The organism is Bacteroides sp. HPS0048 (genome assembly GCF_964240755.1).
GTDB classification, from domain to species: Bacteria; Bacteroidota; Bacteroidia; order Bacteroidales; family Bacteroidaceae; genus Bacteroides; species Bacteroides nordii.
Map to the genome: position 1 here is coordinate 1 of NZ_CAXSVC010000016.1, position 22,767 is coordinate 22,767.

Consider the following 22,767-nt stretch of genomic DNA (forward strand, 5'->3'; position numbering starts at 1 on the left):
AGTTTTGGTTATAGATTATAAAAGAGAGAATAGTAGTTTTCTTCCTGATAAAAGGTAGTTTATATCGCCTTGTTTTGGACAAATATATACGATTAAGTTAGGTCCGGTTTTTAACTACTGATTCGCATTATATTACATCTAAGTTTATTTTGTATCTTATAGCTTTTCATTGTTAGCAAGAAAGCAGTTGAATAAGAAAGAAATTAAGGGGGGATAGGTATATAATATCTCGATATTTTGTGTAAAACTTGAAAATATAATTCATGTTTATAAGTATATTCTTTACTTTTGTAGAAATTTAAAAAAGAGAAAATTCATGATTGAGTCAGAAAGGAAACAAATAATAGATTTAGTACAACGCGAAGTTATTCCGGCTATTGGCTGCACAGAGCCTATTGCGGTAGCATTATGTGTATCGAAGGCAGCGGAGACACTTGGCACAATCCCTGAAAATATAAGAGTTCTTTTGAGTGCTAATATTTTAAAGAATGCAATGGGAGTAGGCATCCCGGGGACAGGCATGATCGGGCTTCCTATCGCAGTGGCTTTGGGGGCTATTGTCGGAAAATCAGAATATCAGCTTGAAGTGTTGAGAGATAGTACGCCGGAAGCAGTAGAACGAGGTAAGCGGTTTATTGATGAGAAACGTATTTGTATTTCCTTAAAAGAGGATATAGCGGAAAAACTTTATATTGAAGTTATTTGTGAAGCGGGAGATAAAAAAGCTACGGCAATTATTGCCGGTGGACATACTACCTTTATATATATAGCGCGTGGTGAAGAAGTATTGCTTGATAAACAACAATCCGGAACAGAAGAAGACGAACAAGAACCTTTGGAACTAAATCTGAGAAAGGTGTATGATTTTGCTTTGGAAGCTCCGTTGGATGAAATTCGTTTTATCCTTGAGACTGCCCGCCTAAATAAGGCTGCTGCCGAGCAATCTTTTCATGGAGAGTATGGGCATGCATTGGGAAGAATGCTCCGGGGGAGGTATGAACATCAGATTATGGGCGATAGTGTATTTTCTCACATTCTTTCTTATACTTCGGCAGCTTGTGATGCCCGTATGGCAGGAGCTATGATTCCTGTAATGAGTAATTCGGGAAGTGGTAATCAGGGCATTTCGGCTACTTTACCTGTGCTTGTCTTTGCAGAAGAGAATGGAAAATCAGAAGAGGAATTAATCAGAGCCTTGATGATGAGTCATCTCACGGTGATTTATATAAAACAAAGTCTGGGGCGTTTATCAGCTCTTTGCGGTTGTGTAGTAGCTGCTACAGGTTCCAGTTGTGGGATCACATGGCTGATGGGAGGAAGTTATGAGCAAGTAGCTTTCGCTGTACAAAATATGATTGCCAATTTAACCGGAATGATTTGTGATGGTGCAAAACCCAGTTGTGCTTTAAAAGTGACAACGGGAGTTTCTACTGCTGTTTTATCTGCTGTGATGGCAATGGAGAATCGTTGTGTGACGTCCGTGGAGGGTATTATTGACGAAGATGTGGATCAAAGTATTCGCAACCTAACCCGTATTGGTTCGCAGGGAATGAATGAAACGGATAGAGTGGTATTGGACATAATGACACATAAGAACTGTTAGGGAATTGAAAATTGAAAGTTGAAAATTGAAAACTGGCTGCGCTATCACACTGCATAGTAACTTTCAATTTTCAACTTTCAATTTTCAACTAAATTAATGGCATCCGCAACCATCTCCACATCCATGGTCACCGCAGTCGCTACCACAGTCTCCACAACCGCAGCTACAGCCGCCACCACCCATCATATTTACAACTTCCTGTATTTCTTCGTTTGTAGCCGGACGACTTTCTGTAACTTCACCCACGAAGTTTAAATCAGCTCCTGCCAATGGGTGGTTCATGTCAACTACTACTGTATCAGGCTTTACCTCTACTACTGTTCCGTTCATACGATGACCTTCGGCATCCATCAAAGGTACTACACTACCTTCGTAGATACGTTCACTGTCGAATTTACCATCAATCTCAAAGATGTGTCTCGGTAAATCCAGTACATGTTCTTCGTTATACTCACCGTAAGCTTCTTGTGACGGAATGATGAATTCAAATTTATCTCCTTTGTTGAGTGATGCTATCTGGCTTTCGAAAGCTTCGAGCGTAGTACCCAAACCGGAAATGAATTGGAATGGATTTTCTGCTTTTGCTTCTTCTACTAAATCTTTTTCTCCATCTTCTATTGTGTACAGTTTGTACGCTACAGTGATGTACTTGTTTTCTACTGTTTCCATTTGTTTTTAGTATATAGTTAGTACTTACGCATAATCCGCGTAGCTGCAAAGATACGAATTTCACCACAGAGTAGCACAGAGTTTCACAGAGTTTATTGTTTATAGATGAATTTAATAGTTAATTCTCTGTGAAACTCAGTGTTACTCTGTGGTGAAAAGCGTGATTTAAGTGATAAAAAAGGATATTATTCCTTTTTTTTCTTACGATTGTTCGTTTTTGGGTGATTTTTTTCTTCAATTTGTTTGGAGATAATAAAAAAGCCCTTACCTTTGCAGCACAATCAATAGAGAAAATTAAGATATGAATATCCATACATCTATAAACCTGACAGTCCTGCATATTATTCGCGTCGTGGTGGTCCCATCAAGAGCGTGAGGAAGGTTGTGTATGTATTCGTACCATAAAAGATAATATTAGAGCCTTTCTCACAACAGTGAGGAAGGCTCTTTAATTAAAAGGAAAACAGGAAATGAAAAAGCAGTTACGCAGTTCATCCAGTACACAAGGTCGCCGTATGGCGGGTGCCCGCGCTTTATGGGCAGCCAATGGCATGAAGAAAGAACAAATGGGAAAGCCCATTATAGCTATTGTCAATTCGTTTACACAATTTGTCCCGGGGCATGTGCATTTGCATGAAATAGGACAACAGGTGAAAACTGAAATTGAGAAGTTGGGATGCTTTGCTGCGGAATTCAACACAATTGCTATTGATGATGGTATTGCAATGGGACATGATGGTATGCTTTATTCACTTCCTTCCCGTGATATTATAGCTGATAGTGTTGAGTATATGGTGAATGCTCACAAGGCAGATGCAATGATTTGTATTAGCAATTGTGACAAAATCACTCCGGGTATGCTTATGGCTGCTATGCGATTGAATATTCCCACTGTTTTTGTATCGGGGGGGCCGATGGAAGCTGGTGAATGGAATGGTCAGCATCTTGACTTGATTGATGCTATGATTAAATCGGCCGATGAGAGTGTAAGCGATAATGAAGTAGCTAAAATAGAACAGCATGCTTGTCCTACCTGTGGTTGTTGTTCGGGTATGTTTACGGCCAATTCGATGAACTGTCTGAATGAGGCGATTGGTCTGGCACTACCAGGTAATGGTACCATTGTGGCTACACATGAGAACCGTAAGCAACTCTTTAAAGATGCAGCAAAATTGATAGTAGAGAATGCCTTTAAATATTATGAAAAAGGTGATGAAAGTGTATTGCCGCGAAGTATAGCAACGCGTGAAGCTTTTTTGAATGCAATGACGCTGGATATTGCTATGGGGGGATCTACTAATACAATACTCCATCTGCTTGCTGTTGCCCATGAGGCAGAGGTAGACTTTAAAATGGATGATATTGATATGTTGTCCCGTAAGAGCCCATGTCTTTGTAAGGTAGCTCCTAATACACAGAAATATCATATACAGGATGTGAATCGCGCCGGAGGTATCATTGCTATAATGGATGAATTGGCTAAGGGCGGATTGGTAGACACAACCGTTCTGCGTGTAGATGGAATGACGTTGGCTGAGGCTATTGATAAATACAGTATAACCAGTCCTGACGTTTGTGATGAAGCGATAAAAAAATATTCAAGTGCTGCAGCCGGTAAATTTAATCTTGTACTTGGGTCTCAGCATGCATTTTATAAAGAGCTTGATACAGATCGTGCCGAAGGGTGTATCCGTGACTTGGAACATGCTTATAGTAAAGATGGTGGTTTGGCAGTACTGAAAGGAAATATAGCTCAGGATGGCTGTGTCGTGAAAACAGCAGGCGTGGATGCAAGTATCTGGAAGTTTTCGGGACCGGCTAAAGTGTTTGATTCGCAAGAGGCAGCTTGTGAGGGTATCCTCGGAGGCAAGGTGGTGAGTGGTGATGTAGTGGTCATTACGAATGAAGGTCCCAAAGGTGGCCCAGGTATGCAGGAAATGCTGTATCCTACCTCTTATATTAAATCCCGTCATCTTGGAAAAGAATGTGCTTTGATTACGGACGGTCGTTTCAGTGGTGGTACATCCGGACTGAGTATCGGTCATATCTCTCCCGAAGCTGCCGCCGGAGGAAATATTGGAAAAATTCAGGATGGAGATATTATTGAAATAAATATCCCGGAACGTACTATCAATGTGAAACTGACCGATGAGGAACTGGCAGCTCGTCCGATGACTCCTGTGACCCGCGAACGTAATGTTCCGAAAAGTTTGAAGGCTTATGCCAGTATGGTAAGCTCCGCTGATAAGGGAGCTGTAAGAATGATTTAGAAGTATGAATTTAGATTTAGGATTTAGGATTGAGAGTTGAAGTAATTTCAATCGTAAATAGTAAATTGTCTAATCGTAAATATATAGATGAAAGAACTAATATCAGGCTCAGAGGCATTGATGCGTTCTCTTGAGTATCAGGGAGTGAAAACCATTTTTGGTTATCCGGGAGGTTCTATTATGCCGGTGTTTGACGCTCTGTATGATCATAGAGAAACATTGAACCATATTTTGGTTCGACACGAACAGGGGGCTGCCCATGCAGCACAAGGTTTTGCACGCTCGTCGGGTGAAGTAGGGGTCTGCCTGGTAACCAGTGGTCCTGGTGCTACCAATACTATAACCGGTATTGCCGATGCCATGATTGATAGTACTCCTGTTGTTGTGATAGCCGGTCAGGTAGGAACTGCATTTTTGGGAACAGATGCTTTTCAGGAGGTAGACCTTGTTGGTATTACCCAGCCTATAACCAAATGGAGCTATCAGATTCGTCGTGCAGAGGATGTTCCATGGGCTGTGGCACGCGCTTTTTATATTGCAAAAAGTGGTCGTCCCGGTCCTGTAGTTCTTGACTTTGCCAAAAATGCACAGGTAGAAAAGGCGGAATATACTTCTGCTAAATTGGATTATATTCGTAGTTATGTTCCTGTTCCTGATACCGATCCGGAATCTGTGAAGATGGCTGCTGATTTGATTAATAAGGCAGAGCGTCCGTTGGTGCTTGTTGGACAAGGCGTGGAGTTAGGAAACGCTCAACAGGAATTGCGCACTTTTATCGAAAAGGCCGGGATACCTGCCGGATGTACGTTGCTCGGATTGTCTGCTTTGCCCACTGAACACCCTCTGAATAAAGGGATGTTAGGTATGCATGGAAATCTGGGGCCTAATATTAATACCAATAAATGCGATGTACTTATTGCTGTGGGAATGCGTTTTGATGACCGCGTAACAGGTAATCTTGCTACTTATGCCAAGCAGGCAAAAGTGATTCATTTCGATATTGATCCGGCTGAAGTTAATAAAAACGTATATGCGGATGTAGCTGTATTAGGCGATTGTAAAGAAACGCTGGTTGCAGTAACAGAACTGCTTCAGCCCAATACACACACGGAATGGCTGGAAAGTTTCACTGATTATGAACGCGTGGAAGAGGAAAAAGTAATTCGTCCGGAACTTCATCCTATGAATGACACACTCTCTATGGGTGAAGTGGTACGTGCGGTGAGCGAAGCTACCAATAATGAAGCAATCCTCGTGACCGATGTTGGCCAGAATCAAATGATGTCTGCCCGGTATTTTAAATATACGAAAGAGCGTAGTATTATTACTTCCGGAGGATTAGGAACGATGGGATTTGGTCTTCCGGCAGCTATTGGCGCTACCTTTGGACGTCCGGACCGTACGGTTTGTGTTTTTATGGGAGATGGTGGCCTTCAAATGAATATTCAGGAATTGGGCACTATCATGGAACAGAAAGCACCGGTAAAGATTATCGTATTGAATAATAACTTTTTGGGAAATGTGCGCCAGTGGCAGGCAATGTTTTTCAATCGTAAATACTCTTTTACTCCGATGTTGAATCCGGATTACATGAAAATTGCTTCTGCTTATGATATTCCATCCCGGCGGGTAATGACGCGTGAAGAACTGGCAGAGGCTATCGAAGAAATGATTGCAACCGATGGTCCGTATCTGTTGGAAGCTTGTGTGATTGAAGAGGGAAATGTATTGCCAATGACCCCTCCGGGTGGTTCGGTGAATCAGATGCTATTAGAGTGCTGAATTAGTTGAAAATTGAAAGTTGAAAATGGCTATGCAGTCTGATAGCGTAATCTCACTTTTAACTAAAAACTAAAAACTTTCAATTTTCAACTTTCAATTTTCAATTAACTAAATAAGATTATGAGTGATAAGACATTATATACGCTGATTGTTCATTCGGAGAATATTGCAGGTTTGTTAAATCAGATAACGGCTGTATTTACACGCCGTCAGATTAATATCGAGAGCTTAAATGTGTCTGCTTCTTCCATTAGAGGGGTACATAAGTATACAATTACTGCCTGGACGGATAAGGATACAATAGAGAAGGTAGTCAAGCAGATTGAAAAGAAGATAGATGTGCTACAAGCACATTATTTTACTGATGATGAGATATATTTTCATGAGATTGCTTTGTATAAAGTATCTATTCCGGAATTTCAGTCCAATCCGGATGCTTCCCGGGTAATCAGAAAATACAATGCGCGTATTGTGGAGGTAAATCCTGTATTTGCTATTGTTGAGAAGAATGGACGGGGGGAAGATATCACAGCTCTTTATGATGAACTACGCACATTGGGTTGTGTATTGCAATTTGTACGTTCAGGGCGTGTAGCTATTACTACCAGCTGCTTTGAACGAGTGAATGAATTTCTGGCAGATCGGGAGGCAAGATACAATCTAAATAAGAATCAACCGGAAAATGAGTGAAAATAATAAGATAGGAAGCTATAAATTTGTAGCAGAGCCGTTTCATGTGGATTTTAACGGGCGTCTGACGATGGGCGTGCTGGGAAATCATCTGCTTAACTGTGCAGGTTTTCATGCCAGCGACCGTGGGTTTGGAATCGCAACTTTGAATGAGGACAACTACACTTGGGTGCTTTCCCGCTTGGCTATTGAATTGGATGAAATGCCTTACCAGTATGAGGAATTCGGTGTTCAGACATGGGTGGAAAATGTATATCGTCTTTTTACGGATCGTAATTTTGCAGTGATCAACAAAGACGGAAAGAAAATCGGATACGCCCGTTCTGTATGGGCTATGATAAATCTGAATACCCGTAAACCGACCGACTTGCTTACGCTACATGGGGGAAGTATTGTGGATTATGTTTGTGATGAACCTTGTCCGATAGAAAAGCCTTCACGTATTAAGGTGACCGCTACAGACCCTGTGGCTACGCTTACAGCTAAATATAGTGATATCGATATTAACGGGCATGTAAACAGTATTCGTTATATTGAGCATATTCTGGATTTGTTTCCGATAGAATTGTATAAGACGAAGCATATTCGCCGTTTTGAAATGGCTTATGTTGCCGAAAGTTATTACGGTGATGAACTCTCTTTCTTTCAGGAAGAGGTGAATGAAAATGAATATCATGTAGAGGTAAAAAAGAATGGAAACGAGGTCGTTTGTCGTTCTAAAGTACTGTTTGAATAGAAAAAAAATTAGATTATAAATAATGAACAGGTGGCTATGCCACCATTTAAAACTGAAAACAAAAATGGCACAAATGAATTTTGGCGGTGTTACTGAAAATGTAGTAACCCGTGAAGAATTTCCGTTGGAGAAAGCTCGTGAAGTATTGAAAAACGAAACAATCGCTGTTATCGGTTACGGTGTACAGGGTCCTGGCCAGTCATTAAATTTGCGTGACAATGGGTTTAATGTAATCGTAGGACAGCGTAAAGGTGGCAAAACCTGGGAAAAAGCAGTTGCTGACGGTTGGGTACCTGGCGAGACATTGTTTGATATTGACGAAGCATGCCAGCGTGGAACCATTATTCAATACCTGCTCTCTGATGCAGCTCAAATCGAAGTATGGCCTACTGTGAAGAAAAATCTGACTCCGGGTAAAGCACTTTACTTCTCTCACGGTTTCGGTATTACTTACAAAGAACGCACAGGTATTGTTCCTCCTGCTGATGTAGATGTAATTCTTGTAGCTCCCAAGGGGTCGGGTACGTCTCTTCGTACTATGTTCCTCGAAGGTCGTGGGTTGAATTCTTCTTTTGCTATCTTCCAGGATGCAACAGGTAAAGCATGGGATAGAGTGATTGCACTGGGTATCGGTGTTGGTTCTGGTTATTTGTTTGAAACTACTTTCAAACGTGAAGTTTATTCTGACCTGACAGGTGAGCGTGGTACATTGATGGGAGCCATTCAGGGATTGTTGCTGGCTCAATATGAAGTGTTGCGTGAAAATGGTCATACTCCTTCTGAGGCTTTCAACGAAACTGTTGAAGAATTGACTCAGTCGTTGATGCCATTATTTGCAAAGAATGGTATGGATTGGATGTATGCAAACTGTTCTACTACTGCTCAGCGTGGTGCTCTCGATTGGATGGGACCGTTCCACGATGCTACAAAACCAGTATTTGAAAAGCTGTATAGTGAAGTAAAATGTGGTAACGAAGCACAACGCTCTATTGATACAAACTCTAAACCTGATTATCGTGAAGGTTTGGATGCTGAGCTGAAAGCATTACGTGAAAGTGAAATGTGGCAAGCTGGTGCAGTTGTTCGTAAACTTCGTCCGGAAAACAACTAATTCGGATAGAATATACAACTTTTAGAAAGGAGGAGAATCTTGATTTTCCTCCTTTTATTTTGCTGTATAATAGAGTGCTAAACCTGATATTAGTTAAAAGTTTGATTTCTGTATGAAAAAATAGTATATAATGTGGATAAATATTACAAGTTTATATGTATATTTGTAGCGATTAATTAGAAACAAACAAAACGAATAACTAATATGGTCAAGAAGTGTATCTCCTTTGTGTATTCAGGAGCAATATTTTGCTTGCTGATGACTTCTATTTTTGTAGGTTGTATTAATAATGATACTGACCTTTCTGTACCTGGGGAAGTTAATTCCGACATTCCCAACACCTTTGATTTTGCTACTACTGAGTCTGTTCAGTTGAATGTGAATTATGATGTGCCTGAAGGATATAAAGTTCTTTTTGAGGTTTATACTGAAAATCCGTTTATTACTGATGCCGAAGGACAAGTTATAAAACGTACGGATATTGAACCCGTAGTTAAGCGTATGACAGATGAAAAAGGTGAATATCGTTCTTTAGAAACGATTTCATCGGATCATGGTAGTGATGTTTATATTTATACTTCCTATATCGGGGTACCTATGTTGTATAAGGCTTCATTTAAGGGGGAGGTGATTGATGCTGACATCAATTGGGATACAATGGCTGATGCTATTCCACAGACACGTGCCGATGGAGAATTTGGGAATGTACCTTCTAATTATAATGTATTAGGGACATGGGATGTAAAGGGGCGTCCAAATTATTTGGACAGTGAAGGGCAGCTCAGTTTGTCTAAGTCTATATTAAGTACAATCAATAAGACTATTCCGGAAGGAGGAACTTGTCCTTTCAAGTATCGTCAGTCTGCTGATTTTGTGTTAAATGATCCGAAAGGAAGAAAATCAGAGGTTAAAGTACGTTTTATTGGAGGAACAAGTGCTGCTGCGAGTACTTTTGGATATTATTGTTATAAAGAAGGAGATTCGGACGCAGCTATTAGAAAGGCCAAAAAGTATGTTGTGTTCCCTAACACAAAAACAGGTGTTGGTATTAAAGGTGGAGAATGTGTAAAATTACATTATATTGACGAAAATGGAATAGATCAGGGAACAGATTTTCCGAATGGAACAAAAATTGGCTGGTTTATCAATAATGATGCTTTCAGAAAAGGTACAGTTGCTACCAGATATAAAGAATTCTATTCCACGACCAGTTTGAACTCTGATGGACGCACACACACTGTAGCCTTTAGAATAAATGATTTCATAGTACTTTCGTTTGAAGATTGGACAGACGCGGATTACAATGATGTACAGTTCAATGTATGGTCTAATCCGATAGAGGCGATTGTGACACCTGAATTACCCGAAGTAAAACCTACGGAACCGGAAGATGACAGTTCGATAGCTTATAGCATAGTTTATAAAGGGATTCTGGCTTTTGAGGATAACTGGCCTGATAAGGGTGATTATGATTTGAATGATATGATTCTGAAGTATAACTCTGTAATGTACTATAACACAAAGAATGAAGTTCTTTCCACAGAAGATACTTTTACCGCTCTTTGGGCAGGGGCACTTTATCATAATGGATTTGCCTATCAGATGAATACTGAACGTTCTAATGTGGAATGTGAAGTTGTAGAAGGCACTTCTGGCTGGAGTAATCAGGGGCTTGACAAGGATATAAATATGGCTACTATATCATTGTTTAATGATGCCATTGAAGTAACGGGGAATAACACTTATACTTCTGTTTATAAAGTCAGGAATTCTTTCAAAAAACCGGTCGATCATAGCCAGTTTGGTGTTGCTCCATACAATCCGTTTATTTTTATTCATAAGAATATGGATAAGGGGCGCATTGAAGTTCATCTGGTAAACCATAAACCGACGGAGAAAGCGGATATGACATTATTCCATACAGGTGCTGATCTTTCTGAGGTAGATAAAAGTATATATTATGTTTCTGCTAACAATTACCCATATGCTATCCATATGATAGATGCTGAAAAATTCAGTACAGAAGAAAAGATATCAGTAGACAAGTCTTATCCTCGCTTTGCGGATTGGGCTAAGTCGAATGGTACAACTAATAAAGATTGGTACAAGTAATAGATACACATTAATGTGATAGCTGGGTGGTATTATCTTTGAATAATATCACCCGGTTGTTTTTATAGGTAGGATGGTTTATAAGCGTATAGCTGTCTCTTTTTGGATATATTCCATTAATTTGTGATAAAAAGTATGTTTAGTCAGGGTCGTAGCATTTCCTAATATTACTAATTTCATTCGTGCCCGGGTAATAGCAACATTCATTCTTCGTAAATCATTAAGGAAACCAATCTGCCCGCTTTCGTTGGCACGTACGAGACTGATAAAAATAACATCTCTTTCCTGACCTTGGAAGCCATCTACTGTATTAACGGTAATTAATGGCCGGAAGCGCCTGAAAAAACTATTACTCTTTATTTTGTTTCGTAAATATTGTACTTGTGCTTTGTACGGAGAAATGAGCCCAAAATCAATTTGTTCGTCTAATACCCGGTTTTCTCCTATTTTTTGAATATAACTTTCCAGCTCTTGTAGTAACAAGTTTGCTTCCGGTTTATTAATACGTCCGAAGCTTTCACCAACAAACTCTTCGTGGCATTCCATTTCTGAAGTATCGATCCAGATCATAGGGGTATCGAAATCAAGAATGCCGCGTTGACGTATTTCAGGAGCAGATTCTAACTGATTGTTATAAAACCATTCTGAAGGAAAACGCATGATGGACTCGTTCATACGGTATTGTACCTTTAATAAAGAAACGGAGATTGGCTTATTAGCTACTACTTTTTCCATCAATGTGTGATCCAAACCACCACGGGCAGCTTCAATGCATTTGATTGTAGGAGGTAACTGGCAATGATCACCGGCAAAGATCACGCGATCTGCTTTGCGGATAGCAATCCAGCATGCTGCTTCTAATGCTTGTGCAGCTTCATCAATGAACAGTGTACTGAAACGACGTCCATTAAGAATCCGGTGGTTACTACTGACAAGAGTAGATGCAACCACCCGGGTTGAAGAGAACAGAGCTTCATTGATAAGTATTTCCAACTCTGTGGCACGATCACGCAGGTGGCTGATACGGTTGCGCATATTTTCTCTTTCGATATGACTGCCTTTACGTATACGTCCGTTCATTTCCCGGATAGATTTACGTATCCCCCATAACTCGGTATAGGCCGGATGACTCTCAAAGCGGCGTTCATACGTGAACGAGAGCATCTTATCATTAACACGCGTTGGATTGCCGATGCGAAGTACGGGTACACCACGGTCTACAAGCTTTTCTGAAATCCAGTCTACAGCAGTGTTACTTTGTGCGCAAACGAGTACTTGATTTTCACGGTGTAGTGTTTCGTAAATAGCTTCAACGAGTGTAGTGGTTTTTCCTGTTCCGGGAGGTCCATGGACTATGGCTACGTCTTTAGTACAAAGTACCTTATTTACAGCTTCCTCCTGAGTAGAGTTTAACCATGGGAAACGGACAGGATAGAGTTCGCGTTGATGTACAGGAAGAGTTCCTAAGAGTGTATCACGCAGTTCTGCCAGTCGGTTATTTTTGGCGCGGATTACATCTTCTAATGCTTCAAACATGGTATGGTAGGAGGTCTCGTCAAAATAAAGTTGTACCCCCAACCGATCGGTTCCTTGTATTTCGAGTAGTGCACCTGCATTGGGTAGAACGATAACCATTCGTTCCTCATCAGCATAACTTACTGTTGCAGTAAAATTCATATAATGGATTTTTCCATCATATTTCTGCTGGAAGAAACAAACAGGACGTCCGAACTCAAAAGCATGCTCGATATCCTTATCTTCGGTTCGTATCACTTCTACTACCAGTTGATTTAAAGAATTATAATAACTACGTCCAACAAGTAGAGGATACCAGCAGAGCCCGCGTTTTATCTTTCGGGTGATTCCCATTGTTTCTGTCTGACGCTTAAATTCTTCTTTCTCACATTCATATTCCATACGCAACAGGAGTTGTTGCTTTTGGAGAGAAAGGAGTGGAGAACCTGGATTTATTTTATTTTCAACCATGCTGTCTGCTAAAGAATATTCACTATTGCTCAAAAAACAAATCTATGTTGTAAAGCGTGATCCTTTTTTAAGCAGAGAAAATAATTCAGATTATAATTTATCTTTTCGCAAAGGTAACACTTCTCTTTGCAGTCTCGAATATTTATTTCATTTTGTTAAACCTTATCTGACTCTCATTCGTTAATATTATATATACAGTTTAAAAATATTAATGCATATGGTGTATGATATAGACATGATAAAGAGCTTCTATTCGGCTTATAAAGAGAAGATGGAGCATGTGCGGGCAGTATTGAAGCGTCCGCTTACATTGGCGGAAAAAGTCTTGTATACTCATCTTTTTGATGAGACTGTTTTTAAAGATTATAAACGTGGGGAAGATTATGTGAATTTCCGTCCGGACCGCGTAGCAATGCAGGATGCTACAGCACAGATGGCTTTATTGCAGTTTATGAATGCAGGAAAGGAGCAGGCTGCAGTTCCTTCTACTGTACATTGTGATCATTTGATACAAGCTTATAAAGGGGCACGCGAAGATATTGCCACTGCCACCAAGACAAACGAAGAAGTGTATGATTTTCTGCGTGACGTTTCTTCCCGCTATGGTATTGGTTTTTGGAAACCGGGAGCTGGCATTATCCATCAGGTAGTATTGGAGAATTATGCTTTTCCTGGCGGTATGATGGTGGGGACGGACTCTCATACTCCTAATGCTGGTGGCTTAGGTATGGTTGCAATAGGTGTGGGAGGTGCTGATGCAGTAGATGTGATGACGGGCATGGAATGGGAGCTTAAGATGCCTAAATTGATTGGAGTTCGTTTGACAGGTGAACTTAATGGTTGGACTGCTCCGAAAGACGTTATTCTGAAACTGGCAGGTATATTGACCGTGAAAGGGGGAACAAATGCCATTATTGAATATTTTGGTCCCGGTACGGAATCTATTTCTGCTACAGGAAAAGCTACTATTTGTAATATGGGGGCGGAAGTAGGTGCTACTACTTCACTATTTCCTTATGATGAGCGTATGGCTGCTTACCTACGTGCTACTGGCCGCGAAGAGGTTGTAATGTTGGCTGAAGCTGTAGCTGCCGATCTTCGTCCGGATGATGAAGTAATGGCACTTCCTGAGAATTTTTATGATCGTATAATTGAAATAGACCTATCTGAATTAGAACCTTATATTAACGGGCCTTTTACTCCTGATGCTGCTACTCCTATTTCGGAATTTGCAGAAAAAGTATTGCTGAATGGATATCCTCGTAAGATGGAGGTAGGGCTTATTGGGTCATGTACAAATTCTTCTTATCAGGATATCAGTCGCGCTGCTTCTGTTGCCCGGCAGGCACTGGAGAAAGATGTTGCTATCTCTTCACCACTAATTGTAAATCCGGGTAGTGAGCAGATTTATGCTACTGCTGAACGCGATGGAATGATAACTCTTTTTCAGCAAATTGGTGCTACGATTATGGCTAATGCTTGTGGTCCCTGTATCGGGCAGTGGAAAAGACATACGGATGATCCTATGCGTAAGAATTCTATAGTAACTTCTTTCAATCGTAACTTTGCTAAGCGTGCTGATGGAAATCCGAATACCTTTGCTTTTGTTGCCTCACCTGAGATTGTTATGGCGTTGACTATTGCCGGCGACCTTTGTTTCAATCCGCTGAAAGACCGTTTGCTCACTCATGATGGTGAGAAAGTAAAGTTAAACGAGCCGGTAGGCGATGAATTGCCTGTACATGGTTTCACTTCGGCTTCTGACGGCTATCTTGCTCCGGCAGGATCACAGGTTGAAATAAAGGTGGATCCACATTCAACGCGTTTACAATTATTGACTCCTTTTCCTGCATGGGATGGAAATGATTTACTGAATATGCCTCTTTTGATTAAGGCTCAGGGGAAATGTACTACCGACCATATCTCTATGGCAGGTCCCTGGTTGCGTTTTCGAGGGCATCTGGAAAATATTTCAGACAATATGCTGATGGGAGCTGTGAATGCTTTTAATGGTGAAACGAACTGTGTCTGGAATCGTTTGACAAACATGTATGGGCCGGTTTCTGGTACGGCAAAGATGTATAAATCTGAAGGAATTTCTTCGATTGTGGTTGCTGAAGAAAACTATGGCGAAGGTTCCAGCAGGGAGCATGCCGCTATGGAACCTCGTTTCCTCAATGTGAAAGTAATTCTTGCCAAGAGTTTTGCCCGTATCCATGAAACAAATCTTAAAAAGCAAGGTATGCTTGCTATCACTTTCAAGGATAAGGCTGATTATAATCGGATACAGGAACATGACTTAATTTCTGTCATAGGTTTACAGAATTTTGCTCCGGGACGTGATCTTGAAGTGGTTGTCCATCATGAAGATGGTACAAAAGAACGTTTTGCAGTACAACATACTTACAATGAACAACAGATATCCTGGTTTCGTGCCGGTTCTGCCTTGAATAATAATGGATTAAAAAATTAACCAATTAACACGCGCCAGCCAATTGATACCTTTAAATATTGGCATATTGGCACATTATTTATTATGAGCAAAATTACTAAGCAAACAGATGGTACATTATTAGTACCTGATATCCCTACAGTTCCTTTCATAACAGGAGACGGGGTAGGTGAGGAGATTACTCCTGCCATGCAAAGCATTGTGGACGTTGCCGTAAAAGAAGCTTACGGTGAAAAGCGTAAAATAGACTGGGTAGAAGTTCTGGCTGGGGAACGTGCATATAATGTTACCGGTTCGTGGCTTCCTGAAGAGACTATGGAGAAGTTTAAAGAGTATCTGATAGGCATTAAAGGACCCTTGACTACACCGGTGGGCGGTGGCATACGCTCATTGAATGTGGCTTTGCGCCAAACTCTTGATTTGTATGTATGTCTTCGTCCTGTTCGCTGGTTCATAGGTGTTCATTCGCCTGTTATTGCACCGGAGAAGGTAAACATGCATATCTTCCGTGAAAATACAGAAGATATTTATGCAGGAATAGAATGGGAAGCGGGTACTCCTGAAGCGAAGAAGTTTTATCATTTTTTACGTGATGAAATGGGAGTAACTAAAGTACGGTTTCCGGAGACGTCTTCTTTTGGTGTAAAGCCGGTTTCGCGTGAAGGTACTGAGCGTTTGGTAAGGGCAGCTTGTCAGTATGCGTTAGATCATCATTTACCTTCTGTGACATTGGTACATAAAGGAAATATTATGAAATTTACTGAAGGTGGTTTCAAAAAATGGGGATATGAGCTGGCACAGCGTGAATTTGGTGATGCATTGGCAGAGGGACGATTTATTGTTAAGGACTGTATTGCAGATGCTTTTTTGCAAAATACCTTGTTAATGCCTGAAGAGTACTCGGTGGTTGCCACCCTTAATCTGAATGGTGATTATATCTCTGATCAGTTGGCAGCTATGGTAGGAGGTATTGGTATAGCTCCTGGTGCTAATATCAATTATGACAGTGGGCATGCTATTTTTGAAGCAACACACGGAACTGCACCTAACATTGCTGGAAAGGATATTGTGAATCCTTGTTCGCTTGTTCTTTCTGCTGTAATGATGCTTGAGTATTTGGGTTGGCAGGAAGCTGCCGATCTGATTGTGAGAGCACTGGAACATAGCTTTGAGGATGGTCGTGCTACAGCTGATCTGGCCCGGTTTATGCCGGGGGGGAAAGCTCTGTCTACTTCTGCTTTTACGCGGGAGATTATTGAAAGAATAGAAAATATAAATTAATGATTAAAAGAGAAATAATTCCATGAAGAAAGAATATTTAGTTTATAAGCTCTCCGAGGAGATGAAGAATGCTACCCGGATTGATAATGATTTATTTCCGAAATATGATGTAAAACGCGGTTTGCGTAATGAAGATGGTACTGGTGTACTGGTAGGGTTGACTAAGGTCGGTAATGTAGTTGGTTATGAGCGTATTCCGGGTGGTGGTTTGAAGCCAATTCCCGGTAAGTTATTCTATCGTCAATACGATTTGGAAGATTTGGCACATGCTGCAATGAAAGAAAAACGTTATGGCTTTGAAGAGGTAGCTTATCTGTTGCTATCCGGTCATTTGCCCGATAAGGAAGAATTAGCTTCTTTTCGTGAATTGGTGAATGACAATATGCCATTGGAACAGAAAACGAAAATGAATATTATAGAGCTGGAGGGTAATAACATTATGAATATTTTGGCTCGTAGTGTTCTTGAAATGTATCGTTTTGACCCCAATCCGGATGATACCTCCCGGGATAATCTTATGAGACAGAGTATTGATCTGATTTCGAAGTTTCCTACTATTATTGCATATGCTTATAATATGTTGCGTCATGCTACCTTTGGCCGTTCGCTTCATATTCGTCATCCGCAGGAAAAACTCTCTATAGCCGAAAATTTCCTCTACATGCTTAAGAAGGATTATACCCAGCTGGAAGCCCGTACCCTTGATCTTTTACTCATGCTGCAAGCAGAGCATGGTGGTGGTAATAACTCTACTTTTACAGTACGTGTCACTTCTTCTACCGGGACAGATACTTATTCGTCTATTGCAGCTGGTATCGGTTCCTTAAAAGGTCCGCTTCACGGAGGTGCTAATATTCAGGTAGTTGATATGTTCCATCATCTTCAGGAGAATATCCAGGATTGGAAGGATGTAGATGAAATAGATACTTATTTTACCCGTATGTTGAATAAGGAGGTTTATAACAAAACCGGATTGATTTATGGTATTGGGCATGCTGTATACACTATTTCTGATCCACGTGCTTTATTATTGAAAGAACTCGCCCGGGATTTGGCAAAGGAGAAGAAAAAGGAAGAAGAGTTTGCTTTTCTTGAATTACTTGAAGAACGTGCAATTGCGATGTTTGGTAAAATAAAAAATAACGGTAAGACTGTATCAAGTAATGTTGATTTCTATTCCGGTTTTGTATATGAGATGATTGGTCTGCCACAAGAAATTTATACGCCGCTTTTTGCAATGGCTCGTATTGTAGGCTGGTGTGCACATCGTAATGAAGAACTTAACTTTGAAGGTAAGCGCATCATCCGTCCTGCATATAAAAATGTACTGGATGTTGGTAAATATATTCCGCTGAATAAACGATAAAAAAGAACGATAGGGTGATGAAGTTATAGAATTATAAAGTGATAGGGTTATAGGGTGCAGGATTTCAAAATTTTACACTGCAGATCTCATTGAAAATCTGAATGGAAAAATAATGGCACTGTGCTTCTTGGTTCTATAATCCTATAACTCTACCACTTTATAACTCTACAACGTTTAAATAGAGAGTTCTCTCAGTACGTTCACCAGTTCTCTTTGAATTGGTTTGTCATTCTTAATGGCTTTACTGAATGGTACATATACAATCTCGTCATGTTCGATACCAATCATTACATTTCGTTGATCTTCCATTAATGCATCGATTGCAGCGGCACCCATTCTGCTCGCAATGATACGGTCATGAGCGGTAGGGCTACCACCACGTTGTAAATGACCTAATATAGTGACGCGTACATCGTATTCCGGATATTCATTTTTTACACGCTCTGCGTAATGCATGGCACCACCAGTCAGTTCACTTTCGGCTACTAATACGATACTGCTATTTTTGGATTTTCGGAAACCGCTTTTGATAAACTCTTCCAATTGGTCTACCTCTGTACTAAATTCTGGGATAATAGCGGCTTCGGCTCCTGAAGCAATAGCACCATTCAGTGCAAGAAAACCGGCATCACGCCCCATTACTTCTACGAAAAAAAGGCGCTCATGTGAAGTCGCTGTATCGCGTATTTTATCGACTGCATCCAGAATTGTATTCAATGCTGTGTCATATCCAATAGTTGTATCTGTACCATACAAGTCGTTATCAATTGTACCGGGTAGTCCGATACAAGGTACATCAAACTCTTGTGCAAAAATACGTGCACCGGTCAATGAACCATCACCACCGATAACAACAAGGGCGTCAATTCCCTCTTTTTTCATATTATCGTATGCGAGCTGGCGTCCCTCAGGAGTAGTAAATTCCTTGCAACGTGCTGTTTTTAATATAGTACCACCTAATTGAATGATATTACTGACATTCTGGCTCTTGAATTCGCTGATTTCTCCTGTTACCAGACCTCTATATCCTCTGTATATACCCTTAACTTGCAGTCCGTTATAGATAGCTGCACGTGTCACTGCACGAATTGCAGCATTCATTCCCGGAGCATCTCCTCCGGAGGTTAAAATACCTACACACTTAACTGTTCCCATTACAATCTTATTTTATATTTGACGCTGCAAAGATAACAAAAAGTGTTAGGAAATAAGTTGCATTCGTGTCAAACTGACGGTGGCATTAATAAATAACGTTAAATGATTTTTTTGTCGAGGCGTGCTTTGATTTCTGTATAAATCTGTTCCATCAACCATTTAGGGGTTGAAGTAGCTCCGCATACTCCAATAGAACTAATTCCATGAAATAGAGAGTCATCTATTTCTTCTGCATTATCTATTAAATGAGAATTAGGGTTGACCTTTAGACATTCACTGAATAACATTTTCCCATTAGAACTTTTTTTACCACTGACAAAAAAGATAAGATCATGTGAAGCTGCAAACGTACGTAGGTTAGGCATGCGATTGGCTACTTGACGACAAATGGTATCATAGTATTCAAATGTAGCAGAAGGAGAAATGTGGTCTTTGATGTAGTCAACTATTTCCCAGAATTCATCCAACGATTTGGTGGTTTGCGAATAAAGACGGATACTTTTGCTAAAATCGAGCTCTTTAGCTTCTTCTAATTTTTCTATAACGATTGCTTTTCCGGTAGTTTGACCTACTAATCCTAAAACTTCGGCATGTCCATTCTGCCCATAAATAACAATTTGTTTTTCTTCTGCATCTTTCTCCTGATATTCTTGCTTGATACGTTTTTGCAATCGGAGCACTACCGGACAGGTAGCATCAATAATTTCAATATTATTTTCCCGGGCGATTGTATATGTTTCGGGAGGTTCACCATGAGCACGAAGTAATACTTTGGCATTATGTAGTTGCTTGAACTCTTCATGATTGATAGTAATGAGCCCCATTGCTTTTAACCGTTCTACCTCCCTGCTATTGTGAACAATATCCCCCAAGCAATAAAGGGTAACTCCTTTTGCCAGTTCTTCTTCTGCCTTATGAATAGCGGTTACCACTCCAAAACAGAAACCTGAACCTTCGTCTATTTCTACTTTGATCATTTTGGGTTTTACGTTTGTAGATTTTTTCAGATGATTCTACGTACTTGTTTAATATTCTCTACTTTTAATGAGATTAGAATGATGTGAGACTGCTTACGCTTTTGTTCTCTGGTTATATTGATTAAATAACCATTCTTTCTGCTGCTGAATTGTCAATTCTGTATTGTCCAACAATAGCGCATCATCTGCCTTTCGTAATGGACTCACTTCGCGATGCTGATCAATATAATCGCGTTGTTTTACATTTTCTAATATCTCATCAAAGCTGGCTTTTTGCCCTTTCGCTTTTAGTTCATCGTAACGCCTTTGAGCACGTATTTCAGGAGTTGCTGTAACAAATATTTTCAACTCGGCATTAGGGAATACTGTAGTACCAATGTCACGTCCATCCATAACAATTCCTTTTTCATTGCCCATGGCCTGTTGCTGTCGGACCATAGCAGAACGTACGAAGTCAAGTGTGCTAATAGGACTCACCTTAGAAGAAACCTCCATCGTGCGAATTTTGTTCTCTACATTCACACCATTTAAATAAGTATTGGGACGACCGGTTTCCGGATCAATCCGGAAAGAAATATGGATGTCGTTCATTCGTTTTTTAAGTTCTTCAGTGTTAATCGTATCTCCTTTAAAGATGCCGTTTTCTATACTATAAAGAGTGACTGCGCGGTACATAGCTCCACTGTCTATATAAATATATCCTATTTCGCGAGCCAGATCTTTGGCCATTGTGCTTTTACCACAAGAGGAAAAGCCATCGATTGCTATGGTGATTTTTTTCATTTTATTTGTAATTGTACTATAATGTCATTGAGAGATTGAATAATAAAGAAGAAGAGCTGAGATGATATTTTGCATAGGCAGCTCCTAATTTAAAACGCTTAATTTGTATACCGGCTCCGGCTGTGAGACCTGCCCAATGGCTGGAGTCAGCTATTTTCATCTCGTTTTTCCTGCGGAAATTGTATCCTAACGAAATATAGAAATTATCTGTTGGCAGAAAGTCGATACCTAACACGGTGTGATCAAAGAAGTTGGAATTTTTCCAATCGGTCAGATTGTATAAAGTTGCTGATACCCGGAAAGGAGCATGTGACAATCTCTTTGTGATGCCTACTTGTACATCTACCGGAAGCTTTTCATGTTTATCCTCAAAGGCTACAATTTGTCCTCCTAAATTACGAGCAACAAGAGAAAAGGAAAAGTCACTGTTTTGATGATAATAATTCAATCCCAAATCTACTCCGATAGCAAATGAAGAAAATTTCTCGTAATTGGAATAAATGAGATTTGCTTTTACTCCACCACTCCAGTAGTCACTTAAGTCATAAGAGTAGATTCCTGAAAATGCCATATCTTTGGCTGAAAAGGTTCCTATTATTACATTTTCACTGGTTGTTTCTTTCATTGTTCCATAGTTCACAAACTGAGCTGTTACTGCCCATGTTGAGCGTTCTCCGGCAACACGTGAGAAAGCTGCACTGGCGGCGTTAACTCCGGCTATATATAACATATAGTTCAGGTTAAGTGTTTTATCCGCTACGCATGACAACAACGCAGGATTATGGACCGCCATTGTGAGATCATCCTCTATAATGGATATATTTTCCCCGCCTAATGCTGCTGCATGAGAAGAAAAAGGGATTTTGAGGAATTGGAACACGCTATTATCTTCCTGAGCCTGTATCCGGACCCAAAAAAGGAGTAATACTACTATGAATATATTCTTTTTTAACATTTTGGCAGAAAAAACTGTTCAAATATACTTTATTTCTCAAATATCTGCGTTATATTTGTGGCAGAAAAGCACGTGAGACTCAAAAGCACTGAGAAACACATCTGATTAAAAGAACGTATTATTAATATTTATATTATAATTTATGGAAGTTAAAAAATCACCTAAAGCAGACCTGGAAGGCAAAAAGTCTACATGGTTGCTTATCGGATACGTGGTTGTATTAGCTTTTATGTTCGTGGCGTTCGAATGGACTGAGCGAGACATAAAGATTGATACAAGCCAGGCTTTATCCGATTTAGTGTTTGAAGAGGAAATGGTTCCTATTACGGAACAAGAACAGAAAATTGAGGTTCCACCTCCACCTGAAGTACCTGCAGCAGCAGAAATCTTGGATATTGTAGATGATGACGCTGATGTAGAAGAAACAATTATAGCATCAAGTGAGGAAACCGGTCAGAAAGTTGAAGTGAAATATGTGCCTGTACAGGTTGTTGAAGAAGAACCGGAAGAACAGGAAATCTTCGATGTTGTAGAAAAAATGCCGGAGTTCCCAGGTGGAAATGCTGCCTTGATGTCTTATTTGGCTAAGAATATCAAATATCCTACAATTGCGCAGGAAAATGGTACACAAGGTCGTGTTATTGTACAGTTTGTTGTAAATAAAGATGGTAGTATCGTAGATGCAAAGGTTGCACGTAGTGTTGACCCATATCTGGATAAAGAAGCTCTTCGTGTGATCAATTCCATGCCTAAATGGAATCCTGGTATGCAGAGAAACAAACCTGTACGTGTGAAGTATACGGTACCTGTAATGTTTAGATTGCAATAATATTTATGTA

Annotated in this window: 17 protein-coding genes; 11 read left to right on the top strand and 6 right to left on the bottom strand. The window is 40.2% G+C overall.

Features of this window, described 5'->3' with window-relative positions:
• The first annotated feature begins 316 nt into the window (after window positions 1-316).
• Complete coding sequence (locus ACESQI_RS13460; RefSeq protein ID WP_002559439.1) at window positions 317-1,603, top strand: serine dehydratase subunit alpha family protein; 1,287 nt, start codon at window positions 317-319, stop codon at window positions 1,601-1,603.
• A gap of 93 nt (window positions 1,604-1,696) precedes the next feature.
• On the opposite strand, the gene ACESQI_RS13465 is transcribed toward ACESQI_RS13460, so the two are convergent.
• Window positions 1,697-2,272, bottom strand: coding sequence for a peptidylprolyl isomerase (locus ACESQI_RS13465; protein ID WP_002559440.1), 576 nt, complete (start codon window positions 2,270-2,272; stop codon window positions 1,697-1,699).
• A 470-nt stretch (window positions 2,273-2,742) separates the two neighbouring features.
• Here ACESQI_RS13465 and ilvD point away from each other — a divergent pair, with 470 nt between their 5' ends.
• From ilvD to ACESQI_RS13495, 6 genes are all read left to right on the top strand, one after another.
• Entirely contained in the window at window positions 2,743-4,542 is a 1,800-nt protein-coding gene (gene ilvD, locus ACESQI_RS13470) for a dihydroxy-acid dehydratase (protein ID WP_368107651.1), read from the top strand.
• A gap of 87 nt (window positions 4,543-4,629) precedes the next feature.
• On the top strand, window positions 4,630-6,324 hold the full coding sequence (ilvB, locus tag ACESQI_RS13475; RefSeq protein WP_002559442.1) for a biosynthetic-type acetolactate synthase large subunit: 1,695 nt from the start codon (window positions 4,630-4,632) through the stop codon (window positions 6,322-6,324).
• A 120-nt stretch (window positions 6,325-6,444) separates the two neighbouring features.
• The gene (gene ilvN / locus ACESQI_RS13480; protein WP_278508835.1) at window positions 6,445-7,014 is read left to right on the top strand and encodes an acetolactate synthase small subunit; all 570 of its coding nucleotides are present in this window, start codon (window positions 6,445-6,447) and stop codon (window positions 7,012-7,014) included.
• Window positions 7,007-7,750 (top strand): acyl-[acyl-carrier-protein] thioesterase, encoded by a 744-nt coding sequence (locus ACESQI_RS13485; protein ID WP_278508833.1) that lies wholly within the window; start codon window positions 7,007-7,009, stop codon window positions 7,748-7,750. Before ilvN ends, ACESQI_RS13485 begins: the two co-directional genes overlap by 8 nt.
• A gap of 64 nt (window positions 7,751-7,814) precedes the next feature.
• The gene (gene ilvC, locus ACESQI_RS13490; RefSeq protein ID WP_002559445.1) at window positions 7,815-8,861 is read left to right on the top strand and encodes a ketol-acid reductoisomerase; all 1,047 of its coding nucleotides are present in this window, start codon (window positions 7,815-7,817) and stop codon (window positions 8,859-8,861) included.
• Between the two features lie 258 nt (window positions 8,862-9,119).
• Entirely contained in the window at window positions 9,120-10,973 is a 1,854-nt protein-coding gene (locus ACESQI_RS13495) for an LruC domain-containing protein (RefSeq protein ID WP_278508841.1), read from the top strand.
• A gap of 78 nt (window positions 10,974-11,051) precedes the next feature.
• Here ACESQI_RS13495 and ACESQI_RS13500 read toward each other — a convergent pair whose 3' ends face one another.
• A complete protein-coding gene (locus ACESQI_RS13500; RefSeq protein WP_373126317.1) occupies window positions 11,052-12,959 on the bottom strand; it encodes an AAA domain-containing protein in 1,908 nt (635 codons plus the stop codon).
• Between the two features lie 217 nt (window positions 12,960-13,176).
• Between ACESQI_RS13500 and ACESQI_RS13505 the strand changes: the two genes are divergently transcribed.
• From ACESQI_RS13505 to ACESQI_RS13515, 3 genes are all read left to right on the top strand, one after another.
• Window positions 13,177-15,432: an aconitate hydratase gene (locus tag ACESQI_RS13505; protein WP_234130762.1), complete on the top strand. Its 2,256-nt coding sequence runs from the start codon at window positions 13,177-13,179 to the stop codon at window positions 15,430-15,432.
• 63 nt (window positions 15,433-15,495) lie between these two features.
• Complete coding sequence (gene icd / locus ACESQI_RS13510) at window positions 15,496-16,692, top strand: NADP-dependent isocitrate dehydrogenase (protein ID WP_002559448.1); 1,197 nt, start codon at window positions 15,496-15,498, stop codon at window positions 16,690-16,692.
• Window positions 16,693-16,714: 22 nt separating this feature from the next.
• Window positions 16,715-18,058, top strand: coding sequence for a citrate/2-methylcitrate synthase (locus ACESQI_RS13515; protein ID WP_234130763.1), 1,344 nt, complete (start codon window positions 16,715-16,717; stop codon window positions 18,056-18,058).
• Between the two features lie 174 nt (window positions 18,059-18,232).
• Here the strand turns inward: ACESQI_RS13515 and pfkA are convergent, their stop codons facing one another.
• The 4 genes from pfkA to porQ form a co-directional block, all read right to left on the bottom strand.
• The gene (gene pfkA / locus ACESQI_RS13520; RefSeq protein WP_002559450.1) at window positions 18,233-19,213 is read right to left on the bottom strand and encodes a 6-phosphofructokinase; all 981 of its coding nucleotides are present in this window, start codon (window positions 19,211-19,213) and stop codon (window positions 18,233-18,235) included.
• 98 nt (window positions 19,214-19,311) lie between these two features.
• Complete coding sequence (locus ACESQI_RS13525) at window positions 19,312-20,190, bottom strand: 4-hydroxy-3-methylbut-2-enyl diphosphate reductase (protein ID WP_234130764.1); 879 nt, start codon at window positions 20,188-20,190, stop codon at window positions 19,312-19,314.
• Between the two features lie 93 nt (window positions 20,191-20,283).
• Window positions 20,284-20,973, bottom strand: a complete 690-nt coding sequence (gene cmk / locus ACESQI_RS13530) for a (d)CMP kinase (protein ID WP_195348487.1) — start codon at window positions 20,971-20,973, stop codon at window positions 20,284-20,286.
• A gap of 16 nt (window positions 20,974-20,989) precedes the next feature.
• Window positions 20,990-21,928: a type IX secretion system protein PorQ gene (gene porQ / locus ACESQI_RS13535; RefSeq protein ID WP_002559453.1), complete on the bottom strand. Its 939-nt coding sequence runs from the start codon at window positions 21,926-21,928 to the stop codon at window positions 20,990-20,992.
• A gap of 142 nt (window positions 21,929-22,070) precedes the next feature.
• Between porQ and ACESQI_RS13540 the strand changes: the two genes are divergently transcribed.
• Window positions 22,071-22,757 (top strand): energy transducer TonB, encoded by a 687-nt coding sequence (locus tag ACESQI_RS13540; protein ID WP_002559454.1) that lies wholly within the window; start codon window positions 22,071-22,073, stop codon window positions 22,755-22,757.
• Window positions 22,758-22,767: the final 10 nt, after the last annotated feature.

Excerpts from the sequence above, each read along its gene's own strand:
- ACESQI_RS13460 (WP_002559439.1), top strand. The coding sequence starts at position 317 with ATGATTGAGTCAGAAAGGAAACAAATAATAGATTTAGTACAACGCGAA.
- ACESQI_RS13465 (WP_002559440.1), bottom strand. The coding sequence starts at position 2,272 with ATGGAAACAGTAGAAAACAAGTACATCACTGTAGCGTACAAACTGTAC.
- ilvD (WP_368107651.1), top strand. The coding sequence starts at position 2,743 with ATGAAAAAGCAGTTACGCAGTTCATCCAGTACACAAGGTCGCCGTATG.
- ilvB (WP_002559442.1), top strand. The coding sequence starts at position 4,630 with ATGAAAGAACTAATATCAGGCTCAGAGGCATTGATGCGTTCTCTTGAG.
- ilvN (WP_278508835.1), top strand. The coding sequence starts at position 6,445 with ATGAGTGATAAGACATTATATACGCTGATTGTTCATTCGGAGAATATT.
- ACESQI_RS13485 (WP_278508833.1), top strand. The coding sequence starts at position 7,007 with ATGAGTGAAAATAATAAGATAGGAAGCTATAAATTTGTAGCAGAGCCG.
- ilvC (WP_002559445.1), top strand. The coding sequence starts at position 7,815 with ATGGCACAAATGAATTTTGGCGGTGTTACTGAAAATGTAGTAACCCGT.
- ACESQI_RS13495 (WP_278508841.1), top strand. The coding sequence starts at position 9,120 with ATGACTTCTATTTTTGTAGGTTGTATTAATAATGATACTGACCTTTCT.
- ACESQI_RS13500 (WP_373126317.1), bottom strand. The coding sequence starts at position 12,959 with ATGGTTGAAAATAAAATAAATCCAGGTTCTCCACTCCTTTCTCTCCAA.
- ACESQI_RS13505 (WP_234130762.1), top strand. The coding sequence starts at position 13,177 with ATGGTGTATGATATAGACATGATAAAGAGCTTCTATTCGGCTTATAAA.
- icd (WP_002559448.1), top strand. The coding sequence starts at position 15,496 with ATGAGCAAAATTACTAAGCAAACAGATGGTACATTATTAGTACCTGAT.
- ACESQI_RS13515 (WP_234130763.1), top strand. The coding sequence starts at position 16,715 with ATGAAGAAAGAATATTTAGTTTATAAGCTCTCCGAGGAGATGAAGAAT.
- pfkA (WP_002559450.1), bottom strand. The coding sequence starts at position 19,213 with ATGGGAACAGTTAAGTGTGTAGGTATTTTAACCTCCGGAGGAGATGCT.
- ACESQI_RS13525 (WP_234130764.1), bottom strand. The coding sequence starts at position 20,190 with ATGATCAAAGTAGAAATAGACGAAGGTTCAGGTTTCTGTTTTGGAGTG.
- cmk (WP_195348487.1), bottom strand. The coding sequence starts at position 20,973 with ATGAAAAAAATCACCATAGCAATCGATGGCTTTTCCTCTTGTGGTAAA.
- porQ (WP_002559453.1), bottom strand. The coding sequence starts at position 21,928 with ATGTTAAAAAAGAATATATTCATAGTAGTATTACTCCTTTTTTGGGTC.
- ACESQI_RS13540 (WP_002559454.1), top strand. The coding sequence starts at position 22,071 with ATGGAAGTTAAAAAATCACCTAAAGCAGACCTGGAAGGCAAAAAGTCT.